This window comes from Pelomonas dachongensis (genome assembly GCF_043555865.1).
Taxonomy (GTDB): Bacteria; Pseudomonadota; Gammaproteobacteria; order Burkholderiales; family Burkholderiaceae_C; genus Pelomonas; species Pelomonas dachongensis.
Genome location: NZ_JBIGHY010000002.1, coordinates 821498 through 844781, shown reverse-complemented (window position 1 = coordinate 844781; position 23284 = coordinate 821498). Strand labels below are relative to the sequence as shown.

At 68.7% G+C, this 23284-nt stretch carries 20 protein-coding genes; 11 read left to right on the top strand and 9 right to left on the bottom strand.

The features are described from left to right. Positions 1-43 precede the first annotated feature (43 nt). From ACG02S_RS08435 to purL, 3 genes are all read left to right on the top strand, one after another. The gene (locus ACG02S_RS08435) at positions 44-832 is read left to right on the top strand and encodes a hypothetical protein (protein WP_394469992.1); all 789 of its coding nucleotides are present in this window, start codon (positions 44-46) and stop codon (positions 830-832) included. A 122-nt stretch (positions 833-954) separates the two neighbouring features. Beyond that, positions 955-1923: a hypothetical protein gene (locus ACG02S_RS08430; protein WP_394469991.1), complete on the top strand. Its 969-nt coding sequence runs from the start codon at positions 955-957 to the stop codon at positions 1921-1923. A gap of 133 nt (positions 1924-2056) precedes the next feature. Continuing rightward, the gene (purL, locus tag ACG02S_RS08425; protein ID WP_394469990.1) at positions 2057-6016 is read left to right on the top strand and encodes a phosphoribosylformylglycinamidine synthase; all 3960 of its coding nucleotides are present in this window, start codon (positions 2057-2059) and stop codon (positions 6014-6016) included. Between the two features lie 4 nt (positions 6017-6020). On the opposite strand, the gene ACG02S_RS08420 is transcribed toward purL, so the two are convergent. Then, positions 6021-6686 carry a glutathione S-transferase family protein gene (locus ACG02S_RS08420; RefSeq protein ID WP_394469989.1) on the bottom strand — a complete coding sequence of 222 codons (666 nt, stop codon included), beginning with the start codon at positions 6684-6686 and terminating at the stop codon, positions 6021-6023. Between the two features lie 60 nt (positions 6687-6746). Beyond that, positions 6747-8075: an MFS transporter gene (locus ACG02S_RS08415; protein WP_394469988.1), complete on the bottom strand. Its 1329-nt coding sequence runs from the start codon at positions 8073-8075 to the stop codon at positions 6747-6749. A 114-nt stretch (positions 8076-8189) separates the two neighbouring features. Between ACG02S_RS08415 and cyoA the strand changes: the two genes are divergently transcribed. The 8 genes from cyoA (at position 8190) to ACG02S_RS08375 (ending at position 16460) form a co-directional block, all read left to right on the top strand. Continuing rightward, a complete protein-coding gene (gene cyoA, locus ACG02S_RS08410; RefSeq protein ID WP_394469987.1) occupies positions 8190-9269 on the top strand; it encodes a ubiquinol oxidase subunit II in 1080 nt (359 codons plus the stop codon). A gap of 9 nt (positions 9270-9278) precedes the next feature. After that, positions 9279-11282, top strand: a complete 2004-nt coding sequence (cyoB, locus tag ACG02S_RS08405; RefSeq protein WP_394469986.1) for a cytochrome o ubiquinol oxidase subunit I — start codon at positions 9279-9281, stop codon at positions 11280-11282. A gap of 24 nt (positions 11283-11306) precedes the next feature. Then, positions 11307-11927, top strand: a complete 621-nt coding sequence (cyoC, locus tag ACG02S_RS08400; RefSeq protein ID WP_394469985.1) for a cytochrome o ubiquinol oxidase subunit III — start codon at positions 11307-11309, stop codon at positions 11925-11927. Beyond that, positions 11927-12322, top strand: a complete 396-nt coding sequence (cyoD, locus tag ACG02S_RS08395; protein WP_394469984.1) for a cytochrome o ubiquinol oxidase subunit IV — start codon at positions 11927-11929, stop codon at positions 12320-12322. The genes cyoC and cyoD overlap by 1 nt, the downstream gene beginning before the upstream one ends. A gap of 173 nt (positions 12323-12495) precedes the next feature. Further along, positions 12496-13203 carry an SURF1 family protein gene (locus tag ACG02S_RS08390; protein WP_394469983.1) on the top strand — a complete coding sequence of 236 codons (708 nt, stop codon included), beginning with the start codon at positions 12496-12498 and terminating at the stop codon, positions 13201-13203. After that, complete coding sequence (locus ACG02S_RS08385) at positions 13200-14519, top strand: ATP-binding protein (protein WP_394469982.1); 1320 nt, start codon at positions 13200-13202, stop codon at positions 14517-14519. Before ACG02S_RS08390 ends, ACG02S_RS08385 begins: the two co-directional genes overlap by 4 nt. After that, positions 14512-15066, top strand: coding sequence for a response regulator transcription factor (locus ACG02S_RS08380; protein WP_394469981.1), 555 nt, complete (start codon positions 14512-14514; stop codon positions 15064-15066). Before ACG02S_RS08385 ends, ACG02S_RS08380 begins: the two co-directional genes overlap by 8 nt. A gap of 23 nt (positions 15067-15089) precedes the next feature. Further along, a complete protein-coding gene (locus ACG02S_RS08375) occupies positions 15090-16460 on the top strand; it encodes a chloride channel protein (protein ID WP_394469980.1) in 1371 nt (456 codons plus the stop codon). Here the strand turns inward: ACG02S_RS08375 and ACG02S_RS08370 are convergent. The 7 genes from ACG02S_RS08370 to ACG02S_RS08340 form a co-directional block, all read right to left on the bottom strand. Continuing rightward, entirely contained in the window at positions 16430-17416 is a 987-nt protein-coding gene (locus ACG02S_RS08370) for an LLM class flavin-dependent oxidoreductase (protein WP_394470157.1), read from the bottom strand. The genes ACG02S_RS08375 and ACG02S_RS08370 overlap by 31 nt on opposite strands. A gap of 41 nt (positions 17417-17457) precedes the next feature. Next, complete coding sequence (locus ACG02S_RS08365) at positions 17458-18324, bottom strand: alpha/beta hydrolase (protein ID WP_394469979.1); 867 nt, start codon at positions 18322-18324, stop codon at positions 17458-17460. Next, on the bottom strand, positions 18321-19679 hold the full coding sequence (gene yjjJ, locus ACG02S_RS08360; protein ID WP_394469978.1) for a type II toxin-antitoxin system HipA family toxin YjjJ: 1359 nt from the start codon (positions 19677-19679) through the stop codon (positions 18321-18323). The genes ACG02S_RS08365 and yjjJ overlap by 4 nt, the downstream gene beginning before the upstream one ends. A gap of 141 nt (positions 19680-19820) precedes the next feature. Continuing rightward, positions 19821-20843, bottom strand: coding sequence for a cupin-like domain-containing protein (locus ACG02S_RS08355; RefSeq protein ID WP_394469977.1), 1023 nt, complete (start codon positions 20841-20843; stop codon positions 19821-19823). Positions 20844-20850: 7 nt separating this feature from the next. Beyond that, a complete protein-coding gene (locus tag ACG02S_RS08350; protein ID WP_394469976.1) occupies positions 20851-21564 on the bottom strand; it encodes a YebC/PmpR family DNA-binding transcriptional regulator in 714 nt (237 codons plus the stop codon). Positions 21565-21626: 62 nt separating this feature from the next. Beyond that, on the bottom strand, positions 21627-22112 hold the full coding sequence (locus ACG02S_RS08345) for a hypothetical protein (RefSeq protein WP_394469975.1): 486 nt from the start codon (positions 22110-22112) through the stop codon (positions 21627-21629). A gap of 27 nt (positions 22113-22139) precedes the next feature. After that, positions 22140-23228: a S1C family serine protease gene (locus tag ACG02S_RS08340; protein WP_394469974.1), complete on the bottom strand. Its 1089-nt coding sequence runs from the start codon at positions 23226-23228 to the stop codon at positions 22140-22142. Positions 23229-23284 lie beyond the last annotated feature (56 nt).

Genomic DNA, 23284 nt, shown 5'->3' with positions numbered 1-23284 from the left:
CGCACGACGCGCTCACCTGCGCTTCCCACTCCTGGGTGGTTTGTTGGCCGCCTTTTCGGTCGCAGCGAGCGCGCAGACCAGCAGCATCCCGGACCGTCCCACGGCGCCGATACGCGTGACCAGCGGCATGGTGCTGGACTTCGGCGGCCGCACGCTGGACGGCAGCGCCATCACGGGTGACGGCCTGTTCCGCTGCTTCAACGCGGACCGCATCACCATCCGCAACGTGACGGTGACCAACAACCCGCGCTATGCCTTCCTCGGCCGCAACTGCACCAACGCCACGATCACCAACTTCCGCATGACCAACATGTCGGGCAGCACCGGTGGCATCCGTTTCGACATCGACGGCGACAGCAGCGGCCTGCGCATGAGCGGCATCCGGGGCGACAACGTCGGCGGCCATGCGGTCGAGGTCTGGAATGCCAACGGCTTCAACATCGCGGATGTGACGGCCAACAACACGGGTTCGTCCGCGCTGTTGCTGAACAACAGCCGCAACGGCACCGTCGGCACGGTGACGGGCACGAACAACAGCCCGAGCGCGGGCTACGCGACCTTCCGTGTCGCCAATGGCAATGGGCCGAACGTGACAGTGTCGCGCGTGGTGTCGCGCAACTCGGCGCGCGGATTCTTCAGCGTCAGCAACAGCAGCGGCACGACGGTCAACGCGGTTGATATCCAGGGTGCCCGCATCGAAGGCATCTACATCCAGGACTCCACCAACACCCGTGTCGTGAGCGGCAGCGCCCGTGGCGCCGTCAACTGCCGCATTCGGGGCGGCTCCGGCAATTCCATCGGCGCCAACTGCGGCGGCTCGATCGCGAACTGATCCCGTTCGACCCAGGCGGATGTGGCGCGCCGCCCAGGCCTCATGACCGCTGCCGATGCCCCAGCTTCGCGCTGGCGGCACCGGTGGCCGCGCCCGTGCCGCTGGGGCAGGAAGGACATCGCATGAAGCTGTGGATAGGCTTTGCCGGCGGCCTGGCGGTGGGCGTGGTGGGGACCGTGCTTGCTGTGTCCGCGCTGTCGACCTCGGTGCCGTCGGAGGCGCACCCGCCCGCGCAGGGGCCGGCATTCGCCAGGCCAGGCGTGCCGCACGCGACGGCGCCGTCCGCGCCGGTGTCGCCCCTGGCGCTGATGGCTGGACAGCGGCAGAGCCAAGCCGAGCCGCTGCGGCGGGCCGACGCCAGCGCGCTGCAAGTCGATGCAGTGCTCGGCCGCCTGGCCGCCGATCCCGAGGCGGCCTTCGATGACCGCGCGCTGCAGGATCTGTCGTGCTCCATGCGCCGCGACCCCCAGGCGGCGGCGCAGGTGCGTGCCCGCCTGCTCGGCAGCAGCTCCGCGACGGAGCGCTTCGCGCTGATGCGCCTGCTCGCCCAGGATGACAGCCCCGAGACGGCCGCGTTGGTGCGTGGACTGATAGGGGCCGCCGACCACGACACCAAGCGGCTCGGGTACGACTTGCTGCGCAGCGTGGAAGGCGCGTCGCAGCGCCCAGAGCTGACGCAGGCGCTGCTGGCCGCGCTGCAGCAAGAGACCGAACCGGCCTACCTCTCGGAACTGATAGGCAGCCTGAGCCGCCGGTCGCTGGACGACATGGGCCGCAGCGTCGCCGCGCAGCGGCTGCAGTCCATCCTGGCCGGCAGCCATGCCGAAGCGCGGGCGAGCGCTCTGTTGGCCCTGCCGCAACTGGTCGATGCCCCCACGGCAGCGGTGGCGGTCAGGCAGCACCTGCAAGACCCGGACGCCACGGTCAGGCTGGCCGCCCTCCAGGCGGCCCTGGCGATGAATGCCTCGACGCTGGATGCCGACGTCGTGAGCATGGCCCGCAGGCTGAGCCTGTCCGCGTCGGAGCCAGAGGCCGTGCGCAGCGTGGCGCAGGTGCTGCTCGCTCGCGCGGCACTGCCGCGCGGGTCCTGACCGCCGGCCCGGTGCCGCCGAGGCTGAGGTGTCCCTCAGTAGAATCCCGTGCTTCCGCACGCCGCCGCCAGCCCGGGGCGCGTGCCTTCCAGAGAACCGCGCGTCCCACCCGCGCCCAGCCTCCACGGATTCCATGGCCCAGACCCCGCAGCTGACCCATTTCGAGGGCGGCAACGCTCTTTCCGACTTCCGCGCCCAGGCCTTGCTGGCCGGTCTGCAGCAGGTCAATGGCCGCATTACCGGCATCAGCGCGCGCGCGGTGCATTGGGTCTGGACGGATGCGGCGCTGGACGCCGCCACCCGCGAGCGCTTCGCCGCGCTGCTGACCTATGGCGAACCGGCCGCCGCCGGTGCCGAAGGCGATCTGATCGTCGTGACGCCGCGTTTTGGCACGGTCAGCCCCTGGGCCTCCAAGGCCACCGACATCGCCCGCAACTGCGGCTTCACGCTGAAGCGCGTGGAGCGCGTCGTTGAGTACCGCATCACGACCAAGAGCGGCCTGCTGGGCGGCGCCAAGCCTTTGAGCGCCGACGAGCTGAACGCCTGCGCCGCGCTGCTGCACGACCGCATGACCGAGTCGGTGTGCTTCAACCGCGACGACACGGCGCATCTGTTCGACGAGCGCACCGCTGAGCCGCTGCAGCATGTGGACGTGCTTGGCCAGGGGCGGGCGTCGCTGGAGAAGGCCAATGTCGAGTTCGGCCTGGCGCTGTCGACCGACGAGATCGACTACCTGGATACCAACTTCAAGAAGCTGGGACGCAACCCCAGCGACGTGGAGCTGATGATGTTCGCGCAGGCCAACAGCGAGCACTGCCGGCACAAGATCTTCAATGCGAACTTCATCGTCGACGGCGAGGCGCAGCCGCTGAGCCTGTTCGGCATGATCCGCAACACCGAGAAGCTGCACCCGCAGCATACGGTCATCGCGTACTCGGACAACGCCGCCGTCATGGAAGGCCATGCCATCCAGCGCTGGATGGCCGCCGACCAGCCGGGCTCCGCCTACGTCGCCCGGGCCGAGCAGGCCGAGGTGCTGATGAAGGTGGAGACGCACAACCACCCGACCGCCATCTCGCCGTTCCCGGGCGCGTCCACCGGCGCAGGCGGTGAGATCCGCGACGAAGGCGCCACCGGCCGCGGCGCCAAGCCCAAGGCGGGCCTGACGGGCTTCTCGGTGTCCAACCTGCACCTGCCGGGCCTGGCAGAGTCGTGGGAGCAGAACCCCGTTGGCAAGCCCGCTCACATCGCGTCGGCGCTGCAGATCATGATCAACGGCCCGCTGGGCGGTGCCGCGTTCAACAACGAGTTCGGCCGGCCCAACCTGGGCGGCTATTTCCGCGTCTACGAGCAGGCCGTGGACGGCGTGCAGCGCGGCTATCACAAGCCCATCATGATCGCGGGCGGTCTGGGCCAGATCCGCGCGGATCTGACGAAGAAGATCGAGTTCCCGGCCGGCAGCCTGCTGATTCAGCTCGGTGGCCCGGGCATGCGCATCGGCATGGGTGGCAGTGCCGCGTCGTCGATGGCGGCGGGCACGAACACGGCGGATCTGGACTTCGACTCCGTGCAGCGCGGCAACCCCGAGATCGAGCGGCGCGCGCAGGAGGTCATCAACCACTGCTGGGGTCTCGGCGCCGAGAACCCGGTGCTGGCCATCCACGACGTCGGCGCGGGCGGCATCTCGAATGCCTTCCCGGAGCTGGTGAACGACGCCGGCCGCGGCGCGCGATTCGACCTGCGCAAGGTGCCGCTGGAAGAGTCGGGCCTGGCGCCCAAGGAAATCTGGTGCAACGAGAGCCAGGAGCGCTACGTGCTGGCCATCGCGCCCGACAGCCTGGATCGCTTTGCCGCGATGTGCGCGCGTGAGCGCTGCCCGTTCGCGGTCGTCGGTGTGGTGACCGAAGAACGCGACCTGAAGCTGGTGGACGAACAGGCCGGCGACGACCCCATCGACATGCCGATGGACGTGCTGCTGGGCAAGCCGCCCAAGATGACGCGCGACGTGAAGCGCGTGGCACGCGACGGTGGCACGCTGGACTTGTCCGGCACGCAGCTGGCGCAGGCGGCGTTCGACGTGCTGCGCCACCCGACCGTGGCGAGCAAGCGCTTCCTGGTCACCATCGGCGACCGCACCGTGGGCGGCCTGAACCACCGTGACCAGATGGTCGGCCCCTGGCAGGTGCCGGTGGCGGACTGCGCCGTCACGCTGGCCGACTTCAACGGCTTTGCCGGCGAGGCGATGAGCATGGGCGAGCGCACGCCGCTGGCGTCCGTCAACGCGCCGGCGTCGGGCCGCATGGCGGTGGCCGAGTCCATCACCAACCTGCTGGCCGCGCCCATCGAACTGCCGCGCGTGAAGCTCAGCGCCAACTGGATGGCCGCCTGCGGCGAGGCTGGCGAAGACGCCGCGCTGTTCGACACGGTGAAGGCTGTCGGCATGGAGTTGTGCCCGGCGCTGGGCATCAGCATCCCCGTCGGCAAGGATTCGCTGTCGATGCGCACTAAGTGGGATGACAAGCAAGTCACCGCACCGGTGTCGCTGATCGTCACTGCGTTTGCCAGCGTCGCCGACGTGCGCGGCACGCTGACCCCCGAGTGGCAGCGCGAGGACTCGTGCGCCATCCTGATCGACCTGGGGCAGGGCCGGCACCGCATGGGCGGCTCCATCCTTGCGCAGACGCAGAACCAGTTCGGCGGCGATGTGCCCGACCTGGACGAGCCGCAGCTGTTGGTGGCGCTGGTCAACGCGATCAACGAACTGCGCGGCGCCGGCCAGCTGCTGGCCTACCACGACCGTTCCGACGGTGGCCTGTGGGCGGCGGCCTGCGAAATGGCCTTTGCCGGCCAGACCGGCCTGAGCCTGAACATCGACATGCTGGTCACCGAAGGCGACGGCATCAGCGACAGCCGTGCCGACATGGGCGACTCGAAGAACTGGGCCGCGCAGGTCAGCGGCCGCCGCGACGAGCTGACGCTGCGTGCGCTGTTCAGCGAGGAGCTGGGCGCGCTGATCCAGGTGCGCGCGGCCGACCGCGATGCCGTCATGCAGGTGCTGCGTGCGCATGGCCTGTCGAAGCATTCGCACGTGGTCGCCAAGCCCAATGCGGCGCGGCAGATGGAAGTCTGGCGCGATGCCAAGAAGGTCTTCGGCGCTGACCTGACGGCGCTGCAGCAGACCTGGGACGAAGTGAGCTGGCGCATTGCGCAGCTGCGCGACAACCCGGCCGGCGCCGATGCCGAGCACGCCGCGGCCGGCCAGGCCGACGACCCGGGCATGCATGTGCATCTGACGTTCGAGACGCAAGCCCCGTTCATCAGCACGAGTGCCAAGCCCAAGGTGGCCATCCTGCGCGAGCAGGGCGTCAACTCGCACATCGAGATGGCCTACGCGATGTCGCTGGGCGGCTTCGACAGCTTCGACGTGCACATGAGCGACCTGCAGTCCGGCGCGGTCAAGCTGGACGGCTTCGCGGCCTTCGTCGCCTGCGGCGGCTTCAGCTACGGCGACACGCTGGGCGCCGGCGAGGGCTGGGCGCGCTCCATCATGTTCAACCCGGTGCTGGCCGAGCAGTTCCGCGCGTTCTTCGCGCGTCGGGACACGCTCGCCTTGGGCGTGTGCAACGGTTGCCAGATGCTGGCCGCGCTGGCGCCCATCATCCCGGGCGCCGACGCCTGGCCGCGCTTCACGCGCAACCAAAGCGAGCAGTTCGAGGCGCGTTTGTCCATGGTCGAGGTGCTGGAGTCACCGAGCGTGTTCTTCCAGGGTATGGCAGGCAGCCGCCTGCCCATCGCGGTCGCGCACGGCGAGGGCTTCGCGAACTTCGCCCACCAGGGCGATGCGGCCCAGGTCATCCAGGCCATGCGCTTCGTGGACAACCACGGCGCGGCCACCGAGGCCTACCCGTTCAACCCGAATGGCAGCCCCGGCGGCCTGACCGGCGTGACGACGGCCGACGGCCGCTTCACCGCGCTGATGCCGCACCCGGAGCGCGTGTTCCGCAACGTGCAGATGAGCTGGACGAATGGCAATCGCGCGCAGCACAGCCCGTGGCTGCGCATGTTCCAGAACGCGCGCAAGGCGCTGGGCTGAGCTTTCAGCCGAGGAAGCGCGCGGGCATCGCTTGCTGCAGCGGGTAGTACTTGAAGAACGGCTGCGCCTGCTCGATGGCACTGGCCACCGATGGGCGGGCCACCAGCCGCTCGAAGTAGGCGCTCAAACGCGAGTGGTCGGCTGAAAACGGCCGGATGGTCGCCGCGTAAAACAGTGACGGCGCCGCCGTGCAGTCCGCCATGCTGAAAGCGTCGCTCGCCGCCCAGCTGTGCTCGCCCATGCGGCGTTCGATCAGGTCGTAGGCCATGCCGAGCAGGTCGACGGCATCGGTCTGTGCCTTGGCGTCCCGTTGCGTTGCCGGGCGCAGCATCTGCGCGATGTACCGCTGCATGGGGTCCATCACATAGTTGTCGAACAGCCGGTTCCACAGGCGCACCTGCAGCTGCGCGTCGAAGTCCGCCGGCAGCAGGTCGCCGACCATGCGGCGGTTAAGGTACTCCATCTGGATGGCCGTCTCGGGCACCACGCGTTCGCCGTCCACCAGCAGCGGGATCTTGGCCGTGGGCCACAGCGCGGCATAGGCGGCGCGCGCGGCCGGGTCGCCGAGGTTGACGATCTGCGGCGTGTAAGGCGCACCCAGTTCATCGAGCGCGATCAGCAGCTTCCAGCAGTGGGAGGACAGGGGGTGGTAGTGCAGCGTCAGGCCCATGGCGGCGGTCTCGGGTCAAAAAAAGCGGGCCGAAGCCCGCTTGTGTGGCGGCTCGGGGTGTCAGTCGTGCACGACAGCCGCTGCCTGCAACTGTTTGTTGATGCGCAGTGCTACCAGCGTGCCCAGCGCGCCGGACATCAGGTAGGCCGTCAGCGAGACCAGCCCGAACTGCGACGACAGGTACAGCGCGACGACCGGTGCGAAGGCCGCGCCCAGCAACCAGGCCATGTCTGCCGTCAGCGCCGCGCCGGTGTAGCGGAAGTGCGGCAGGAAGTTGGACGTGACCGAGCCGGCCGACTGGCCGTACGACAGGCCCAGCAACACGAAACCAATCAGGATGAAGGACGCCTGGCCCGGCTTGCCGCCGCCCAGCATGAACGGCGCCGCGACGGCAAATACGCCGATGGCGACGGCCAGCGAGCCCAGGAAGTTGCGGCGACCGACCTTGTCGGCGATCAGGCCGGACATCGGCATGGCCGCCGCGGCGAAGGCGGCGCCCAGCAGTTCCATCTTCATGAAGCCCTCGATGCCTTCCGGATCTGACAACGCTACCCACGACAGCGGAAACACCGTCACCAGGTGGAAAAGGGCGTAGCTGGCCAGTGCCACGAAGGCGCCGATGACGATGTGGTGGCCTTGCGCGGGCAGCAGAGCGTGCAGGTGGGCGGGGTCCAGCTCGTGCTCCTCCATGCGCTTTTCGTACTCGTGCGTGACGACCAGGCGCAACCGGGCGAACAGCGCCACGACGTTGATCGCGAACGCGGTGAAGAACGGGAAGCGCCAGCCCCAAGACAGGAAGTCCTTGGCTGAAAGGCTGCTGTAGACGTACAGGAACACGCCCGACGCGACGAAGAAGCCCAGCGGTGCGCCGAGCTGGCCGAGCATCGCGTACCAGCCGCGGCGGTGCGGCGGGGCATTCAATGCCAGCAGCGAGGGCAGGCCGTCCCAGGAGCCTCCCAGAGCCAGGCCTTGGCCGATGCGGCACAGCGTCAGCAGCACGATGGCGGTGCCGCCGGCCTCGGCGTAGCTGGGCAGCAGACCCATCGCCACCGTGGAGGAGCCCAGCAGGAACAGCGCGATGGTCAGCTTGGTGGAGCGGCTGAAGCGGCGCTGGATCTCCATGCCTATTAGCGTGCCGATGGGGCGCACGACGAACGCCAGCGCGAACACCAGGAAGGCGTACAGCGTGCCGGTCAGCGCGTCCGTGAACGGGAAGAACACCTGCGGGAATACCAGCACGGACGCGATGCCGAAGACGAAAAAGTCGAAATATTCGGACGCCCGGCCGATGATGACGCCGACCGCGATGTCGCCAGGGGCCAGATCCTCGTCGCTGCGTGTGGTCAGCGGGCCGGACTGGGGCGTGGTGAAGGTACTGCTGGCTGCCATGGGGGCTTGGTCTCCGTCTATGCCTTGGACAAAATGTCCAATCGTTGATTTGCCTCAATCAACTTACATTCCATCGTCTCGTGCAAGATCGTTAACCCTCGCGCGTCACTCAGGATGTACTCCAAAAATTCTCTCCTCACCCGCGGCCTGGTCTTGTCAGCCATCGTCGCATTGAGTGGCTGCAGTGGCATCGTGATGAAGCCGCATGGTGACATTGCCCAGCAGCAGGCCGATCTCATCGTCACCTCCACGCTGCTGATGCTGCTGATCATTGTCCCGGTGATCGCGCTGACGCTGTTCTTCGCGTTCCGCTACCGTCAGTCGAACGCCGAGGCGACCTACGCGCCCGACTGGGACCATTCCACCCGGCTGGAGCTGGTGATCTGGGGCGCGCCGCTGCTGATCATCATCGCGCTGGGCGCGATCACCTGGATCAGCACGCACAAGCTGGACCCATTCCGCCCGCTGGACCGCATCTCCGAAGAGAAGGCGCTGGTGCCGGGCGTGAAGCCGCTGGAGGTCTACGTCGTGTCGATGGACTGGAAGTGGCTGTTCATCTACCCGGAGCAGGGCATTGCGACCGTCAATGAGATGGCGGCGCCGGTGGACAGGCCCATCCACTTCCGCTTCACCTCCACGTCGGTGATGAACACCTTCTACGTGCCGGCGCTGGCCGGCATGATCTACACGATGCCGGGCATGGAGACGCAGCTGCACGCCGTCATCAACAAGGCCGGCATCTACGACGGCCTGTCGGCGCACTACAGCGGGGCCGGCTTCTCGGGCATGCGTTTCAAGTTCCACGGCCTGTCGGACACTGACTTCGCCGGCTGGATCGCTGCCAACCAGGCCAGCGGCAACACGCTGACCCGCGAGGGGTACCTGAAGCTGGAGCAGCCCAGCACCCGCGACCCGGTGCAGCGCTTCGCCAGCATCGAGCCGGGCCTGTGGGGCGCAATCGTCGATCGCTGCGTCGACGGCCAGAAGATGTGCGCCAGCCAGATGATGGCCATCGACGCCGCCGGCGGCGCCGGCAAGGGCGGCGTGGCCGGCACGATGCGCAGCCCGTGGCAGGCGCTGGATGGCGTCGTGCGCGAGCGCACCGTCGTGGCCGCGCTGTGCACCCCCGTCAATCCGCTGGGCCTGGCGCTGGAACCTGCCGCGCTGACCACCTCCCTCGCGTCTCAGAACTGAGTCTGACCGATGACCGTCTACCCTGAAGAGCTCCACCCGGTCTTCGGCCGGCTGGGCTTGCATGCCCTCCCGTTGCATGAGCCCATCCTCATCGCGACCTTCCTCGCCGTGGCCCTCGGCGGCCTGCTCGTGTTCGCGCTGATCACAAAGTTCAAGCTCTGGGGCCACCTGTGGCGAGACTGGATCACCAGCATCGACCACAAGAAGATCGGCATCATGTACATGCTGCTGGGCATCCTCATGCTGCTGCGCGGCTTTGCCGACGCGATCATGATGCGTGCCCACCAGGCGATGGCCTTCGGTGACAACGCCGGCTTTCTACCGCCGCACCACTACGACCAGATCTTCACGGCGCACGGCGTCATCATGATCTTCTTCGTCGCCATGCCGCTGGTGACGGGTTTCATGAACTACGTCGTGCCGCTGCAGATCGGCGCGCGCGACGTTGCCTTCCCGTTCCTGAATAACTTCAGCTTCTGGATGACCGCGGGTGGCGCCATCCTGGTGATGATCTCGCTGTTCGTCGGCGAGTTCGCCAAGACCGGCTGGCTGGCCTTCCCGCCGCTGTCGGGCATCCTGGCAAGCCCCGACCCCGGCGTGGACTACTACCTGTGGTCATTGCAGGTGGCAGGGGTGGGAACGACGCTGTCCGGCATCAACCTGATCGCGACCATCGTCAAGATGCGCGCGCCGGGCATGACGCTGATGAAGATGCCCGTCTTCACGTGGACCTCGCTGTGCACCAACGTGCTGATCGTCGCGACCTTCCCCGTGCTGGCCGCCACGCTGGCGCTGCTGACCGCCGACCGGTACCTTGCCACCAACTTCTTCACGAACGACCTCGGCGGCAACGCCATGCTGTACGTGAACCTGATCTGGATCTGGGGCCACCCGGAGGTCTACATCCTGATCCTCCCCATCTTCGGCATCTTTTCCGAAGTGGTGTCCACGTTCAGCCGCAAGAAGCTGTTCGGCTACGCGTCCATGGTCTACGCGACGGTGGTCATCACCATCCTGTCGTACCTGGTCTGGCTGCACCACTTCTTCACGATGGGCTCGGGGGCCAGCGTCAACAGCTTCTTCGGCATCACGACGATGATCATCTCCATCCCCACGGGGGCGAAGATCTTCAACTGGCTGTTCACCATGTACCGCGGACGCATCCAGTTCGAGGTGCCCATGCTGTGGACGATGGGCTTCATGATCACCTTCACGGTGGGCGGCATGACCGGCGTGCTGCTGGCGGTGCCGGCGGCGGACTTCGTGCTGCACAACAGCCTGTTCCTGATCGCGCACTTCCACAACGTCATCATTGGTGGCGTCGTGTTCGGCATCTTCGCGGGCATCAACTACTGGTTCCCCAAGGCCTTCGGCTACCGGCTCGATGCCTTCTGGGGCAAGGTCAGCTTCTGGTGCTGGTTCATCGGCTTCTGGGTCGCGTTCACGCCGCTGTACGTGCTGGGCCTGATGGGCGTCACACGGCGTGTCAGCCACTTCGACGACCCGTCGCTGCAGATCTGGTTCGTGATCGCGGCGGTGGGCGCGGGCATCATCGCGCTGGGCATCGCCGCCTTCCTGGTTCAGATCGCCGTCAGCGTGATGCGCCGCAAGCAGCTGCGCGACGTGACCGGCGACATTTGGGGCGGCCGCACGCTGGAGTGGGCCACCTCGTCGCCGCCACCGGACTACAACTTCGCGTTCACGCCGGTGGCCCATGAAATGGACGCCTGGCACGACATGAAGGCCCGCGGCCACCAGCGCCCGCGCACCGGCTTCGTGGACATCCACATGCCGCGCAACACGTGGGCCGGTTTCGTCATCGCGATGCTCGCCACCGCGATGGGCTTCGCGCTGGTGTGGCACATGTACTGGATCGCGCTGGCACTGCTGGTGGCCACGGTGGTCGCGACCATCGTGCACACCTTCAATTACGACCGCGACTACCACATCAAGGCCGACGCCGTGACCCTCGCCGAGAACGAGCGCAGCCGCGCGCTCGACGCCCTGGCCTGATCGATTGAGCGACAGAGCACACCCATGACCGCAAGCGTGACCGCCACTTCCGGTGCCCCGGTCGTCTTCTACGACGACGGCCACCACCACCCGCCCAACAGCACCATGCTGGGCTTCTGGCTCTACCTGATGAGCGACTGCCTCATCTTCGCGGTGCTGTTTGCCGTGTACGCCGTGCTGGGCCGCAACTATGCGGCCGGCCCGTCGGGCGCCGATTTGTTCGACCTGCAGCTGGTGGCCATCAACACGGCGCTGCTGCTGTTCTCGTCCATCACCTACGGCATGGCGATGGTGGGCATGCAGGCGCGCAAGAAGGCGCAGGTGCTGGGCTGGCTGGCCGTCACGGGCCTGCTGGGCCTGGGCTTCCTCGCCATCGAGATCTACGAGTTCCACCACCTCATCCACCAGGGCGCCGGCCCAGCGCGCAGCGCGTTCCTGTCCAGCTTCTTCACGCTGGTGGGCACGCACGGCCTGCATGTCACCTTCGGCTGCATCTGGCTGGTGGTGCTGATGGTGCAGGTGCAAAAGCGCGGCCTCACCGCGCCCAACCGCCGCCGCCTGATGTGCCTGTCGATGTTCTGGCACTTCCTGGACGTCGTCTGGATCGGCGTCTTCACCTTCGTCTATCTCATGGGAGTGATGTGATGGCCGCCAACCACGATCTCCACGGTCACCACGGTGATGACGACAGCTTCGACGGCGAGCAGGACTTCCACGTCAGCGTGAAGGGTTACGCCATCGGCTTTGTGCTCGCGGTCATCCTGACGGCCATTCCGTTCTGGCTGGTCATGGGCAAGGTGTTGCCCAGCCCCAAGATGACGGGCTTCATCATCCTCGGCTTCGCGGCCGTGCAAATGGTGGTGCACATGGTGTACTTCCTGCACATGAACGCCAAGGTAGAGGGCGGCTGGTCCATGCTGGCGCTGCTGTTCACGGTGGCGCTGGTGGTCATCATGCTGGCCGGCTCGGTCTGGGTGATGTATCACATGAACACCAACATGATGCCGACGCCCGATCCTGCGGCGATGCGCAATATGTGAAGCCCCTCGCCCAGTCCCGCTCCCGCTGGACGCGGGCGGGCCTGGTCGGTCCCCCGAGGGGACGGCGATGCTTGCGGCATCGAGCCGCAAGCATCACCAGACGGGCCGGCTTCGGAGCGGCCCGGCGCTCGGCCCGATGAATGCACGACGGGCGCAACCTGAAGGAAGCTGATATGGCCCGTGCCGCGCGCATCGCGCTGATCGTCTTCACCGCGCTCGCCAGCGTCGGCTTTGTCGCATTGGCTGTCTGGCAAGTCCAACGCCTCGGCTGGAAGCAGGACCTGATCGCCCGCGTCGAGCAGCGGCTGACGGCCGAGCCGGTCGCGCCGCCGGCCGGTGATGTTGGCAAGGCCGACGAGTACCGCCGCCTGCGGCTGCAGGGGCGCTTCGAGCCGGGCGAGGTGCTGGTGCAGGCCAACACCGAACTGGGCGGCGGCTACTGGGTGCTGGCGCCTCTGCGGCTGGTAGATGGCCGTGCGGTGCTCGTCAATCGCGGGTTCGTGCCCCCGGCGCAGCGCGCGCCCGAGTCGCGTGCCGCGCCGGCCGGCCCTGTCGAGCTGGTCGGCCTGCTGCGCCTGACCGAGCCACTCGGCGGCCCTTTGCGTGCCAACGACCCCGCTGCCGGCCGCTGGTTCTCGCGCGATGTGGCCGGCATCGCCGCGCAGCTGCGAGTCCCCGGCCCGGTCGCGCCGTTCTTCGTCGACGAGTCTGCGGACCCGACCCAGCCGCAGCGCTCGCCGCGCCCGGGGCTGACGGTGGTGCGTTTCGCCAACAATCACGCCGTCTACGCCGCCACCTGGGCCGCGCTGGCGGCCATGGCCGCGGCAGCGGCCGGGTGGTTGTGGCGCGAAGAGCGCCGCCGTCCCGGAACCCTGACTTGACCGACACCACCACACTGGCGGCACCCGCTGCCGAAGCCCCCGAACGCCGCGCCGGCCAGGCCAACCTGCGCCAGCTCATCGAGCTGCGCTGGCTGGCCGTGGGTGGGCAGCTTGCCACCGTCCTGGTGGTGCACCTGGGTTTGTCCATCGCGCTGCCGCTGGTGGAGATGCTGACGCTGCTGGGCGTGCTGGTGGCCTTCAACCTGTTCAGCCTGTGGCGCAACCGGCTGTTCAGCCCGGTCTCGCAGCTGGAGCTGTGCATCGCTTTGCTGGTCGACGTGGCCGTGCTGACCGGCCAGCTGTACCTGGCCGGTGGCAGCGACAACCCCTTCATCTACCTCTACCTGCTGCAGGTCGCCGTGGCCTCCGTGTTGTTGCGGCCGGGCTACCTGTGGGCCATCGTGCTCAGCACCGTGACCGGCTTCGTGCTGCTGACGCAGTGGCACCGGCCGCTCGTGCTGGACCCCACCGAGCCCACCACGCTGTCGCCCAACTACCTGGGTGGCCTGCTGCTGTGCTTCCTGCTGAACGTTGGCCTGCTGGCCGTGTTCCTCGTGCGCATCAACCGCAACCTGCGCCAACGCGACGCCGAGCTGGCCGCCGCTCAGCAGCGTGCCGCCGAGCAGACCCACATCGTGCGCATGGGCCTGTTGGCCAGCGGCGCCGCGCACGAGCTGGGCACGCCGCTGGCCACGCTCAGCGTCATCCTGGGCGACTGGGCGCACATGGCGCCGTTCGCGGCCGAGCCCGAGCTGCGCGAGGAGATCGAGGAGATGCAGCGCCAGATCCTGCGCTGTAAGGCCATCGTGACCGGCATCCTGATGTCAGCCGGCGAGATGCGCGGCGAGGCGCCCCGGCTGACCACGCTGCAGGCTTTCATCGACGGCCTGGCTGACAGCTGGCGCGAAGCGCATCCGCAAGTCCAGCTGGTGCTGATCAGCGAGGGTCTGCCGGACCGTCAGATGATTTCAGACAGCGCGCTGCAGCAGGTCGTCGCCAACCTGCTGGACAACGCCGCCGAGGCCGCGCCGGGCCTGCCGCTGGTGCTTCAGGCAAGCTGCCCGGACGAGGACCACCTGTGCTTGAGCGTCCTCGACCGCGGCCCGGGCTTCGACGCCGAGCGGCTGGCGCATTTCGGCGAGCCCTACCAGAGCAGCAAGGGCCAGCATGGCCGCGGCATGGGCCTGTTCTTGTCCGTCAACGTCGCCCGCACACTGGGCGGCCGGCTGGAGGCGCGCAACCTCGACGACGGTGGCGCCGAGGTCACCCTCACGCTGCCGCTGGCATCGTTATTGCCCAGGACACCCCATGCGTGAAGAAGATCGCCTGCTGCTCATCGTCGAAGACGACGACAGCTTCGCCCGCACGCTGACGCGCTCCTTCGAGCGTCGTGGCTGGCGGGTCGTGCGCGCCACCGGGCTGGACGACATGAAGCTGCTGCTGGAGGCGCTGCCCGACGACCAGGAGCTGGGCCACGCGGTCGTGGACCTGAAGCTGGCCGGCGGCGCCTCGGGTCTGACCTGCGTGCAATACCTGCACGGCTGGGATCCCGAGGTGCTCATCGTCGTGCTGACCGGCTATGCGTCAATCGCCACTGCCGTGGAGGCCATCAAGCTGGGCGCCTGCCACTACCTCGCCAAGCCGGCCAACACCGACGACATCGAGGCCGCGTTTGCGCGCAAGCAGGGCGATGCCGATGTGGAGCTCACCGAGCGGCAGACGGCGAACATCAAGACGCTGGAGTGGGAGCGCATCCACGAGGTGCTGGCCGAGACCGGCTTCAACATCAGCGAGACCGCGCGGCGCTTGGGCATGCACCGGCGCACGCTGGCGCGCAAGCTCGAAAAACAGCGCATCAAATAGACCACCCCTCGGACGCCACCTCGATGATCAAGCGCCACGACCCTCTGCCGCACGTCCAGCGCGAGTTGTCCGACTGGCGCCTGTGGGCCACGCGAGCGCTGGTCATCGCGTTTGCGGGTTTGGCGGGGCTTTGCGTCGTGTTCTTCACCTGGCTGGGCGAGTCGGCGTTGGTGCTGTTCCATCTGGGCCGCGAGCGGTGGCCGTGGGCGCCCTTGCTGTGGACGCCGCTGTGCACCGTGCTCATCGTGGCCGCCACGCGGCGCTGGTGGCCGGGGGCGGCGGGCTCGGGCATTCCTCAGGTCATGGCTGCGCTGGACCCCGCGGTGGCGCCTGAGCAGCGCGGGCTTTTCGTGTCCGTGCGCCTGGCCGTGGCCAAGGTGATGCTGACGTCCGGTGGCTTGCTCGGCGGTCTGTCGCTGGGGCGCGAGGGGCCTTCCGTCCAGGTGGCCGCGGGCATCATGCACGCCGCACGGCGCTGGCTGCCCGAGGGCGCTACCGTCAGCGCCCATGGGCTGCTGACGGCCGGTGGCGCGGCCGGCATCGCGGCAGCCTTCAACACGCCGCTGGGCGGCGTCATGTTCGCCATCGAGGAGCTGACCCGCAGGCCCGAGCAGCGCAGCTCCGGCCTGTTGATCGCCGGCATCGTGCTGGCCGGCCTGGTCGGCGTGTCCTTCTACGGCAACGGCACCTATTTCGGCGTCATTCATGTCGTCGAGCTCACCGGCGCCCTGTGGTGGCCGGCGCTGCTGCTGGCCTTGGGCTGTGGCCTGCTGGGCGGCCTGTTCTCGCGCCTGCTGGTGATGAGCCTGGCCGGCCCGGCGCCCGGGCGGCTGTCACGCTGGCGCCGGCGTCAGCCGCTGTGGTTCGCAGCGGCCTGCGGGCTGGCCGTGGCCATCATCGGCGTGGTGACGGACGGCGCCGTCTTCGGCGGCGGCTATGAACACACGCAGGCCTTGTTGCGCGGCCAGTCCGCCGACGGCACGGCGGCACAGGCCTGGCTGTTCGCGCCGCTGAAGCTGATCGCCACCTGGCTGACCGCCTGGGCCGGCGTGCCGGCTGGCATCTTTGCGCCGTCGCTGTCCATCGGCGCGGCCTGGGGGGCGGATGTGGCGCACTTCAGCGGCCTCGCCGCCGTCCATGCACCGGCCCTGATCGCGCTGGGCATGGCCGGCTTTCTGGCCGCGACGACCCAGGCACCGCTGACCTCCTTCATCATCGTCATGGAGATGGTGGACGGTCACGCTATGGTGCTGAGCCTGATGGCCTGCGCGCTGGTGGCCAGCGGCGTGTCGCGCTTGCTGTCGCCGGCGCTGTACGTATCGCTGGCCTCGGCGCAGCTGCAGCGCCTGCCGCCGCCGGCAGATCAGCCGGGCAGCCCCGCCAGCAACTCGTAGGACCGCCGCCGCGCGGCGTGGTCGTGCACCGCGGTGGCGACGATGAACTCGTCTGCCTGCGTGCGCTCGCGCGTGGCCGCGAGGCCGGCGCGCACCGTCTCGGGCGAACCGACGACGGCCTCGTCCAACATGCGCTCCACCTGCATGCGCTCCGTGGCGGACCACAGCGCCTCCATGCCCGCCACCGGCGGCGGCAGCTTACCGCGCTGGCCGCGCACCATGCCGAGAAAGCGCTGCTGCGCCGACGTGAAGAGGTGACGTGCCTCCTCGTCGGTGGGCGCCACCACCACGTTCAGCCCCACCATCGCGTGCGGCTTCGGGTGCCGCGCGCTGGGCTGGTAGGTGCTGCGGTAGATCTGCAGCGCCTGCATCAGCATGTCGGGCGCGAAGTGCGACGCGAACGCGAACGGCAGGCCGAGGTAGGCGGCCAGCTGCGCGCTGTACAGGCTGGAGCCCAGCAGCCAGATCGGCACCTCGGTGCCCTGGCCCGGCACGGCGCGGACAACGGCGCCAGGCGCTTCGGGCGCGAGGTAGCCCTGCAGCTCCAGCACGTCGTTCGGGAAGGCATCCTCGCCCGTGCTCTCCAGGCTGCGGCGCAGCGCGCGCATGGTCGGCCGGTCGGTGCCGGGCGCGCGGCCCAGGCCCAGGTCGATGCGCCCGGGGAACAGCTCGGCCAGCGTGCCGAACTGCTCGGCGATGGTCAGGGGCGCATGGTTGGGCAGCATGATGCCGCCCGCGCCGACACGGATACGTCGAGACGCGGCCGCCAGCTGGCCGATCAGCACCGCCGTGGCCGAACTGGCCACGCCTTCCATGTTGTGGTGTTCGGCGACCCAGTAGCGCGTGTAGCCCAGGTCGTCGGCGAGCTTCACCAGGTCGAGGCTGTTCAGCAGCGCTTCGCGCGTGGTGGCGCCTTCGACGACAGGCGCCAGGTCAAGGATGGAAAGCGGGGGCAGGGCGTTCATGGCGACATCTTGCCGAGCCGGGCTTGGCCCCGTCAGCCCGGGGACTTGCGCAGCTGTGCTTGCAGCCAGGGCAGCAGCCGGATTTCGTAGCTGGCGGCATCGAAGGCGTGCAGGTCTTCGTGCGCCGCACCGGCCACCGGCCACAGCAACTTGGGCGCCCTCGCAGCGGCGAACAGCGCTTCGGTCTCCGGCCAGCGCGTGTGCAGGTCTTCGGTGCCGGAGGCGACCAACAGTGGCGCACGCACGCCGGGGATCGCGGCAACGGGCCGCAGTTCGTCAGCACTGATGCCCAGCCGCAGCGGCAGCTGCACCAGCAGCAAGGGCGCCAGCCAGCGGCCCGGTGGACCCAGGCGCATCTCCAGCCGGTCCTGCACCGCGTCGGTGATGGTCGGGTAGACCGACTCCAGCACCAGTGCGTCCAGCTCCGGCTGGCGCCTGGCGAACAGCAGCGACGCGCCACCCAGCGACGCGCCGATGGCGCCGACCTTCTCGCCCGGCAGGCGCTGCCGCAGCCAGGCCAGTGCGGCGTCGGCACCCGCGGCCTCGTGGCGGCCGAAGCTGATGCGATCGCCGCTACTTTCGCCATGCGACGGCAGGTCGACGATGAGGCAGGAGACGCCCTCACGCTGCAGCCAGCGGGCGCGCGCCAGCATCTGCAGCCGGTTGCCTCGCACGCCGTGCAGCAGAAGCACGGCCCCTTCGCCCGCGCGGCCAGGCAGGAACCAGCCGGCGACGTGCTGGCCGTCGCCGTGGTGGATGCTGACTGCTTCGGCGTTCAGCCCCGCCGGGGGCGCGCCGATGGCGGTGCGGACTGGCCGCGTCAGCCATTCGCCGGCGGCTAGGTTCACAGCAGCCAGTCCGAGGGCCAGGGCTGACAGCGCGATGAGCGAACGCTTCATGCCAGGGCCATGGCGTGTTCCAGCGCGCGGGCGTTGCCGGCGCACAGCGCGCGGAATGCCGGGCTGATCCGTGCGTCCTCGGCGGCCACGCGCCAGAAGGCCATGGCCAGCGTTGCCGCGCGCTGCCAGCGCTCGCGCTGCGCCGGCAGCGGCAGGCGGGGCGCCAGCGGCGGTGACAACACCTCGCCGCCGGCCTGCGGGGCGTAGCGCATGGGCAACTGGTCGTAGCTCGGCGCCAGGCGCAGTCCCGTCGCGTGGTGGAAGAAACCCAGGTTGCCGCCGTGCATGTCGCTGTTGGCGATGAGCAGGCCAAACAACTGGCGCTCGGCCAGGCGCTCGGCGTCGTCCGCGCTCAGCAGGCCCCGAGCGACGAGCGCCGTGGCCACGGTCGTCCAGTCGTCCGTCGACGCGCCGACGAGGCCGGCATTGACCGCCGCCAGACTGACCACGCCGCGCCGGCCGTGCAGAGCGACACGGTCGAAGCGCTCGCTCTCCAGGAAGTGGCGGCCCTCATGCGCCACCAGTCGCGTGCGCGCCGCCTGCTCGCCCAGCACCTCGGCGGCCACGTGCTCGCAGACCAGCAGGTCACGCCAGCGCTGCACGGTGGCGGAGTCATCGGCGCCGCTGAACTTGACGACGCAATGTGGCGTGGCCATGCCGGGCAACGCGCGCGTGGCGGTGAACTTGGGGAACTCGCCGCCGGCCGGTGACCCGGGCAAGCCGCCGTCCATCGCCTGCGCGGCCAGGGCGGTGTAGGTGGCGGGCAGCTCGGGTTCGGGGATGGGCCGGGCCGGGGCCAGCCGTGCGTCGAGAAAGCGACGCAGCGCGGCGTCACCCACGATCAGCTCACCGGGCAGGTCGTCGCCAAAGGCGCTCAGGCCCAGCAGCAGCGCGTCGTCGTCCCAGTCGCGCGGGTCACGCGGGAGGTCCAGGCCGGGCGCGTGCCGCCGGGCAAAGGCACGGCCGAGAAAGCCCTGAGGCCGCTGGTCGTAAAGCGGGTAGGGCAGGCCGTCGCACCAGCCGCCGGGCGCACCCGCTGGCGTGGCTCCCGCAGGTGCGGTGGCCTCCAGATGGCAGCCCTGCGGCCAGATCGGCCGCAGCACCCCCACCCTGTGCGGTCGGCCCTCGGAGTCGATGCGGTGGACCGGCGCCTCGACGCGCTGGCCGCGGACTTCGCGTCGCCAGGCAACACGCCGCCTGCGCGTCTGGCCAGCCGCCACGACGGCGTCGCCTGCCGCGGCAATCAGCCGCTGCGCCGTCTTGGTGGAGCAGCCCAGCGCTGCTGCGATCTCCGCCAGACTCAGCGGCCCGCGCCGGCGCAGGAGGCGTTCGAGGCTGGGCAGGTCTGTGAGCATGGATTCAAACGGTGTGTCCTGAATTCTGTCCTGAATTGATCTGAAAAATCTAATGCAAAGCAATGGCTTGCATGATGGGTGCGCCGCTTGATGTCCCGAATTTTCTGCAACAGGAAGGAGCTGGCAGCGGGCGGTCGCCGGCTAGCGGCGGCCCAGCGACTCCGCCAGCATGGCCTTGATGGCGGCGAGCTTCTCCGGCGTGACTGGGCCCAGATGGCCGCGGTGCTCGGGCGCCAGGTGGCCCAGCGCTTCGCCGCCGGTCTCGAACACGAAGTAGTCGAACATCTGGCGCCAGAACTGGCGCTGCTCCGCCGGCATGTCGCGAAAGGCCAGCACGGCGTGCAGCAGCGCGTCGTAGTTGTGCACCGGCGACTGCGTCTGCGTCCACCAGTAGTTGACGAGGATGTTGAAGGGCTCCAGCGACTCGACGTGGTGCCACCAGGCGTAGGGGATGTACAGCGCGTCGCCCGGCTCCAGGTCGGCCACCTGGGCCGCGTCCAGCGCCTGCTGGAAGCGCGGGTAGCGCGCCAGGTCGGGGTTGTCCAGCGTCACCATGCTCAGCGGCGTGCCGGCCGGCGTGAAGTCCAGCGGGCCGACGTAGAGGTTGGGCAACTGATCGGGCGGGAACAGCGTGAAGCGCCGCTTGCCGGCCACCAGGCAGGCCAGGTTGAGCTTCAGGTCAAAGTGGGTCTGCACCTTGACCGCGTTGCCGATCCAGATGTTGGGCGACACGGCGTTGCCCAGCAGCGGCATCGCGTGCGCCGCAGCGAAGCCGGGCAGGCAGTCGGCCACGGGCAGCGACTCCATGTAGATCGCCGGCGCATCGGCCTCGTCCAGCTGGCCCAGCAGCAGCCGCATGCCGTCAAAAATGGTGGCGGGGCGTCGCTCGAAGTTCAGACCCGCCATCAGGTCCTGGTAAAAGATGTGCCGCCGGGCCGCCGGGTCGCCAATCAGCAGCGGCACGACCTTGCCCTGGTAGAACTCCATCAGGTACTCGCAGACGCTGCGCGCCGACGCCTGGCCTCGCTGCACCGCCGGCCAGTCGTCGACGAGGCCGCGCAGAATCACCGGTTGGCCAGCGGGCAGGATCTCTTGCTGGAAGGCGCGCGCGTCGACGCCGCGCCGCTCCGCCACGGTCGCAAGCGCATGCGGGGGCAGCGGCATGCCCGCCTCAGCCGGCCAGCCCGGCGTACACGTGCTGCACGTCGTCGTTGTCGTCCATCGCGGCCAGGAAGCTCTCGACCTCTTCCAGCTGCTCGGCACTCAGGCTGGTGGGGTCCACCGGGTTCTTGGGCCGGTAGCCCAGCTTGGCGCTCAACACGGTGAATCCCTGCGCGGGCAGCGCGCGGCTGACCAGGTCCAGGTCCGTCGGGTCGGTCAGGAAGACCGTGACGCCGTCCTCGTCGGCCGGCAGCAAGTCTTGCGCGCCGGCCTCGATCGCGGCCATGTCGGCATCCGCGCCGGGTGTGGCGGCTTCCGCCTCGATAAGGCCCACGTGGTCGAAGTCCCAGCTCACCGAACCGGGCGTGCCCTGCTGGCCCTTGCGGAACAGCACGCGCATGTCCGACGCGGCGCGGTTGGTGTTGTCGGTCAGCACCTCCACCATCACTGGCACGCGGTGCGGTGCGAAGCCTTCGTATATGACCTGCTCGAAGTGGACCGTCTCGCCGGTCAGCCCCGCGCCCTTCTTGATGGCGCGGTCCAGCGTGTCCTTGGGCATGGACACCTTGCGCGCCGCCTCGACGGCCATGCGCAGCTTCGCGTTGTCCTTCGGGTCAGCGCCGCCGCGCGCGGCCAGCATGATGTCCTTGGCCAGCTTGCCGAACAGCTTGCCCTTGGCGTTGGACGCGATGTCCTTGTGTTTGGCTTTCCATTGCGCGCCCATGGAGTGTCCTGTCGATGCGTTGATTGAGCCGCTCGCGCTGGCGCGTTCGGCGGAGCGCTACTTTACGAGGTCGCTGCAGGTGGCGATTCCAGTACGGCGAGCAGCTCCCTCAACCGTTCAATCTTCTGCGCCTTCCACTGCTCGTTCCCTCCATGTGTCTCGATGCCCTTGTCGACAAGGAGGCGCAATGCCCAAACGTCGAGGCCGTAGAAGTCGTAGTGCTGGATGAAGCCGTGCAGCTCCGGCGCCAGCTTCTGCACCACGCTCGCTGGCCAGCTTGGCAACACGTAGCGCAGCAGGGCGTGCTTCCGGGCAGGCTTGATGGGTGCCGTCAGCGCATCCCGGACCAACTCCAGCGCCGGTTCCCCAAGGTCCGCGAAGAATGGTCTGATGATCATCTCTACTGGAGAGCCGTCCGTCTCGAGCCACTGGAGAAGGCTCGTCAGTACTGGCTCGACCATTGGGTATCCGAGGGCGACGAGTGCGCGCGCATTCTCGATATCAGCGCCGTTTCTCGGGAGCAGCTTCGTGAGATCAGATCTATTCATGCTCGCCGTTCCTATAGTCTGATCGCCTCAATCCGAACTCCCCAACGTCGCCACCACCTTCCTCGTCTGCCCCGCCCGCCACACGGTCAGCGTCACCTTCTCCCCGATCTGACGCGTCTCCAGCAGCGACAGCATGTCGTCCAGATCCGCCACGGCCTGGCCGTCGACGCCGGTGATGACATCGCCCGGCACGATGCGCCCGCTGCGGTCGCGGCCGAAGGGCTTCAGGCCGGCCGCGGCTGCCGGGCTGCCGTTGCCCACGTCCACCAGCAGCACGCCCTTGGGCGCGCCCAGCGCCCGCGCCAGGTTCTCGGCGCCGGCCGTCACGCCCAGCGCTGGCCGGATGAAGCGCCCGTCGCGGATCAGCCGCGGCACGATGCGGTTGACTTCGTCTACCGGAATGGCGAAGCCGATGCCCGCGCTGGCGCCGCTGGGGCTGTAGATGGACGTGTTGACGCCGATCAGCCGCCCCGCCGAGTCCAGCAGCGGCCCGCCCGAGTTGCCGGGGTTGATGGCCGCATCGGTCTGGATGGCACCCTTGATGGTGCGGCGTGTGACGGCCTCGATCTCGCGGTTCAGCGCTGAGACGATGCCCATCGTCAGGGTCTGGTCCAGCCCGAACGGGTTGCCGATGGCGTAGACCTTCTGGCCCACCTGCAGGTCGCGGCTGGCGCCGAGTTGGATGGCGGGCAGCTTGTCGCGCGGCGCGTCGATGCGCAGCACCGCGATGTCGCGGTCGGGAAAGGCGCCCACCAGCCGGGCCGGGTGGCTGCTCTGGTCGGCCAGCGTGACGGTGGCGCGGTCGCCGCCCTGGATGACGTGGAAGTTGGTGACGATGTGCCCCTCCGCGTCCCAGACGAAGCCGGTGCCCGTGCCGCGCGGCTGCTCGCTGGTGCGCAGCGAGAAGAAATCTCTTTGCACGGACAGCGTGGTGATGTGCACCACCGACGGGCTGACGCGTTTGAAGACGCTGATGTTGTTCGTCTCCTCGGCGTCGAGTGCGCCGCGGGGGCTGATGGCACGCGGCTGGGCGGCCTTGTTCTGGGCCAACGCCGGCGGCAGGGCGACGGTGCTGAACAATGCGGCAATCGTGAAGGCGAGAAGGCGCTGTGGCATGGCGCGGTCGGTGGTGGCAATGGTGACGGCCCGCATTGTGGGCAAAGACGGGAGCT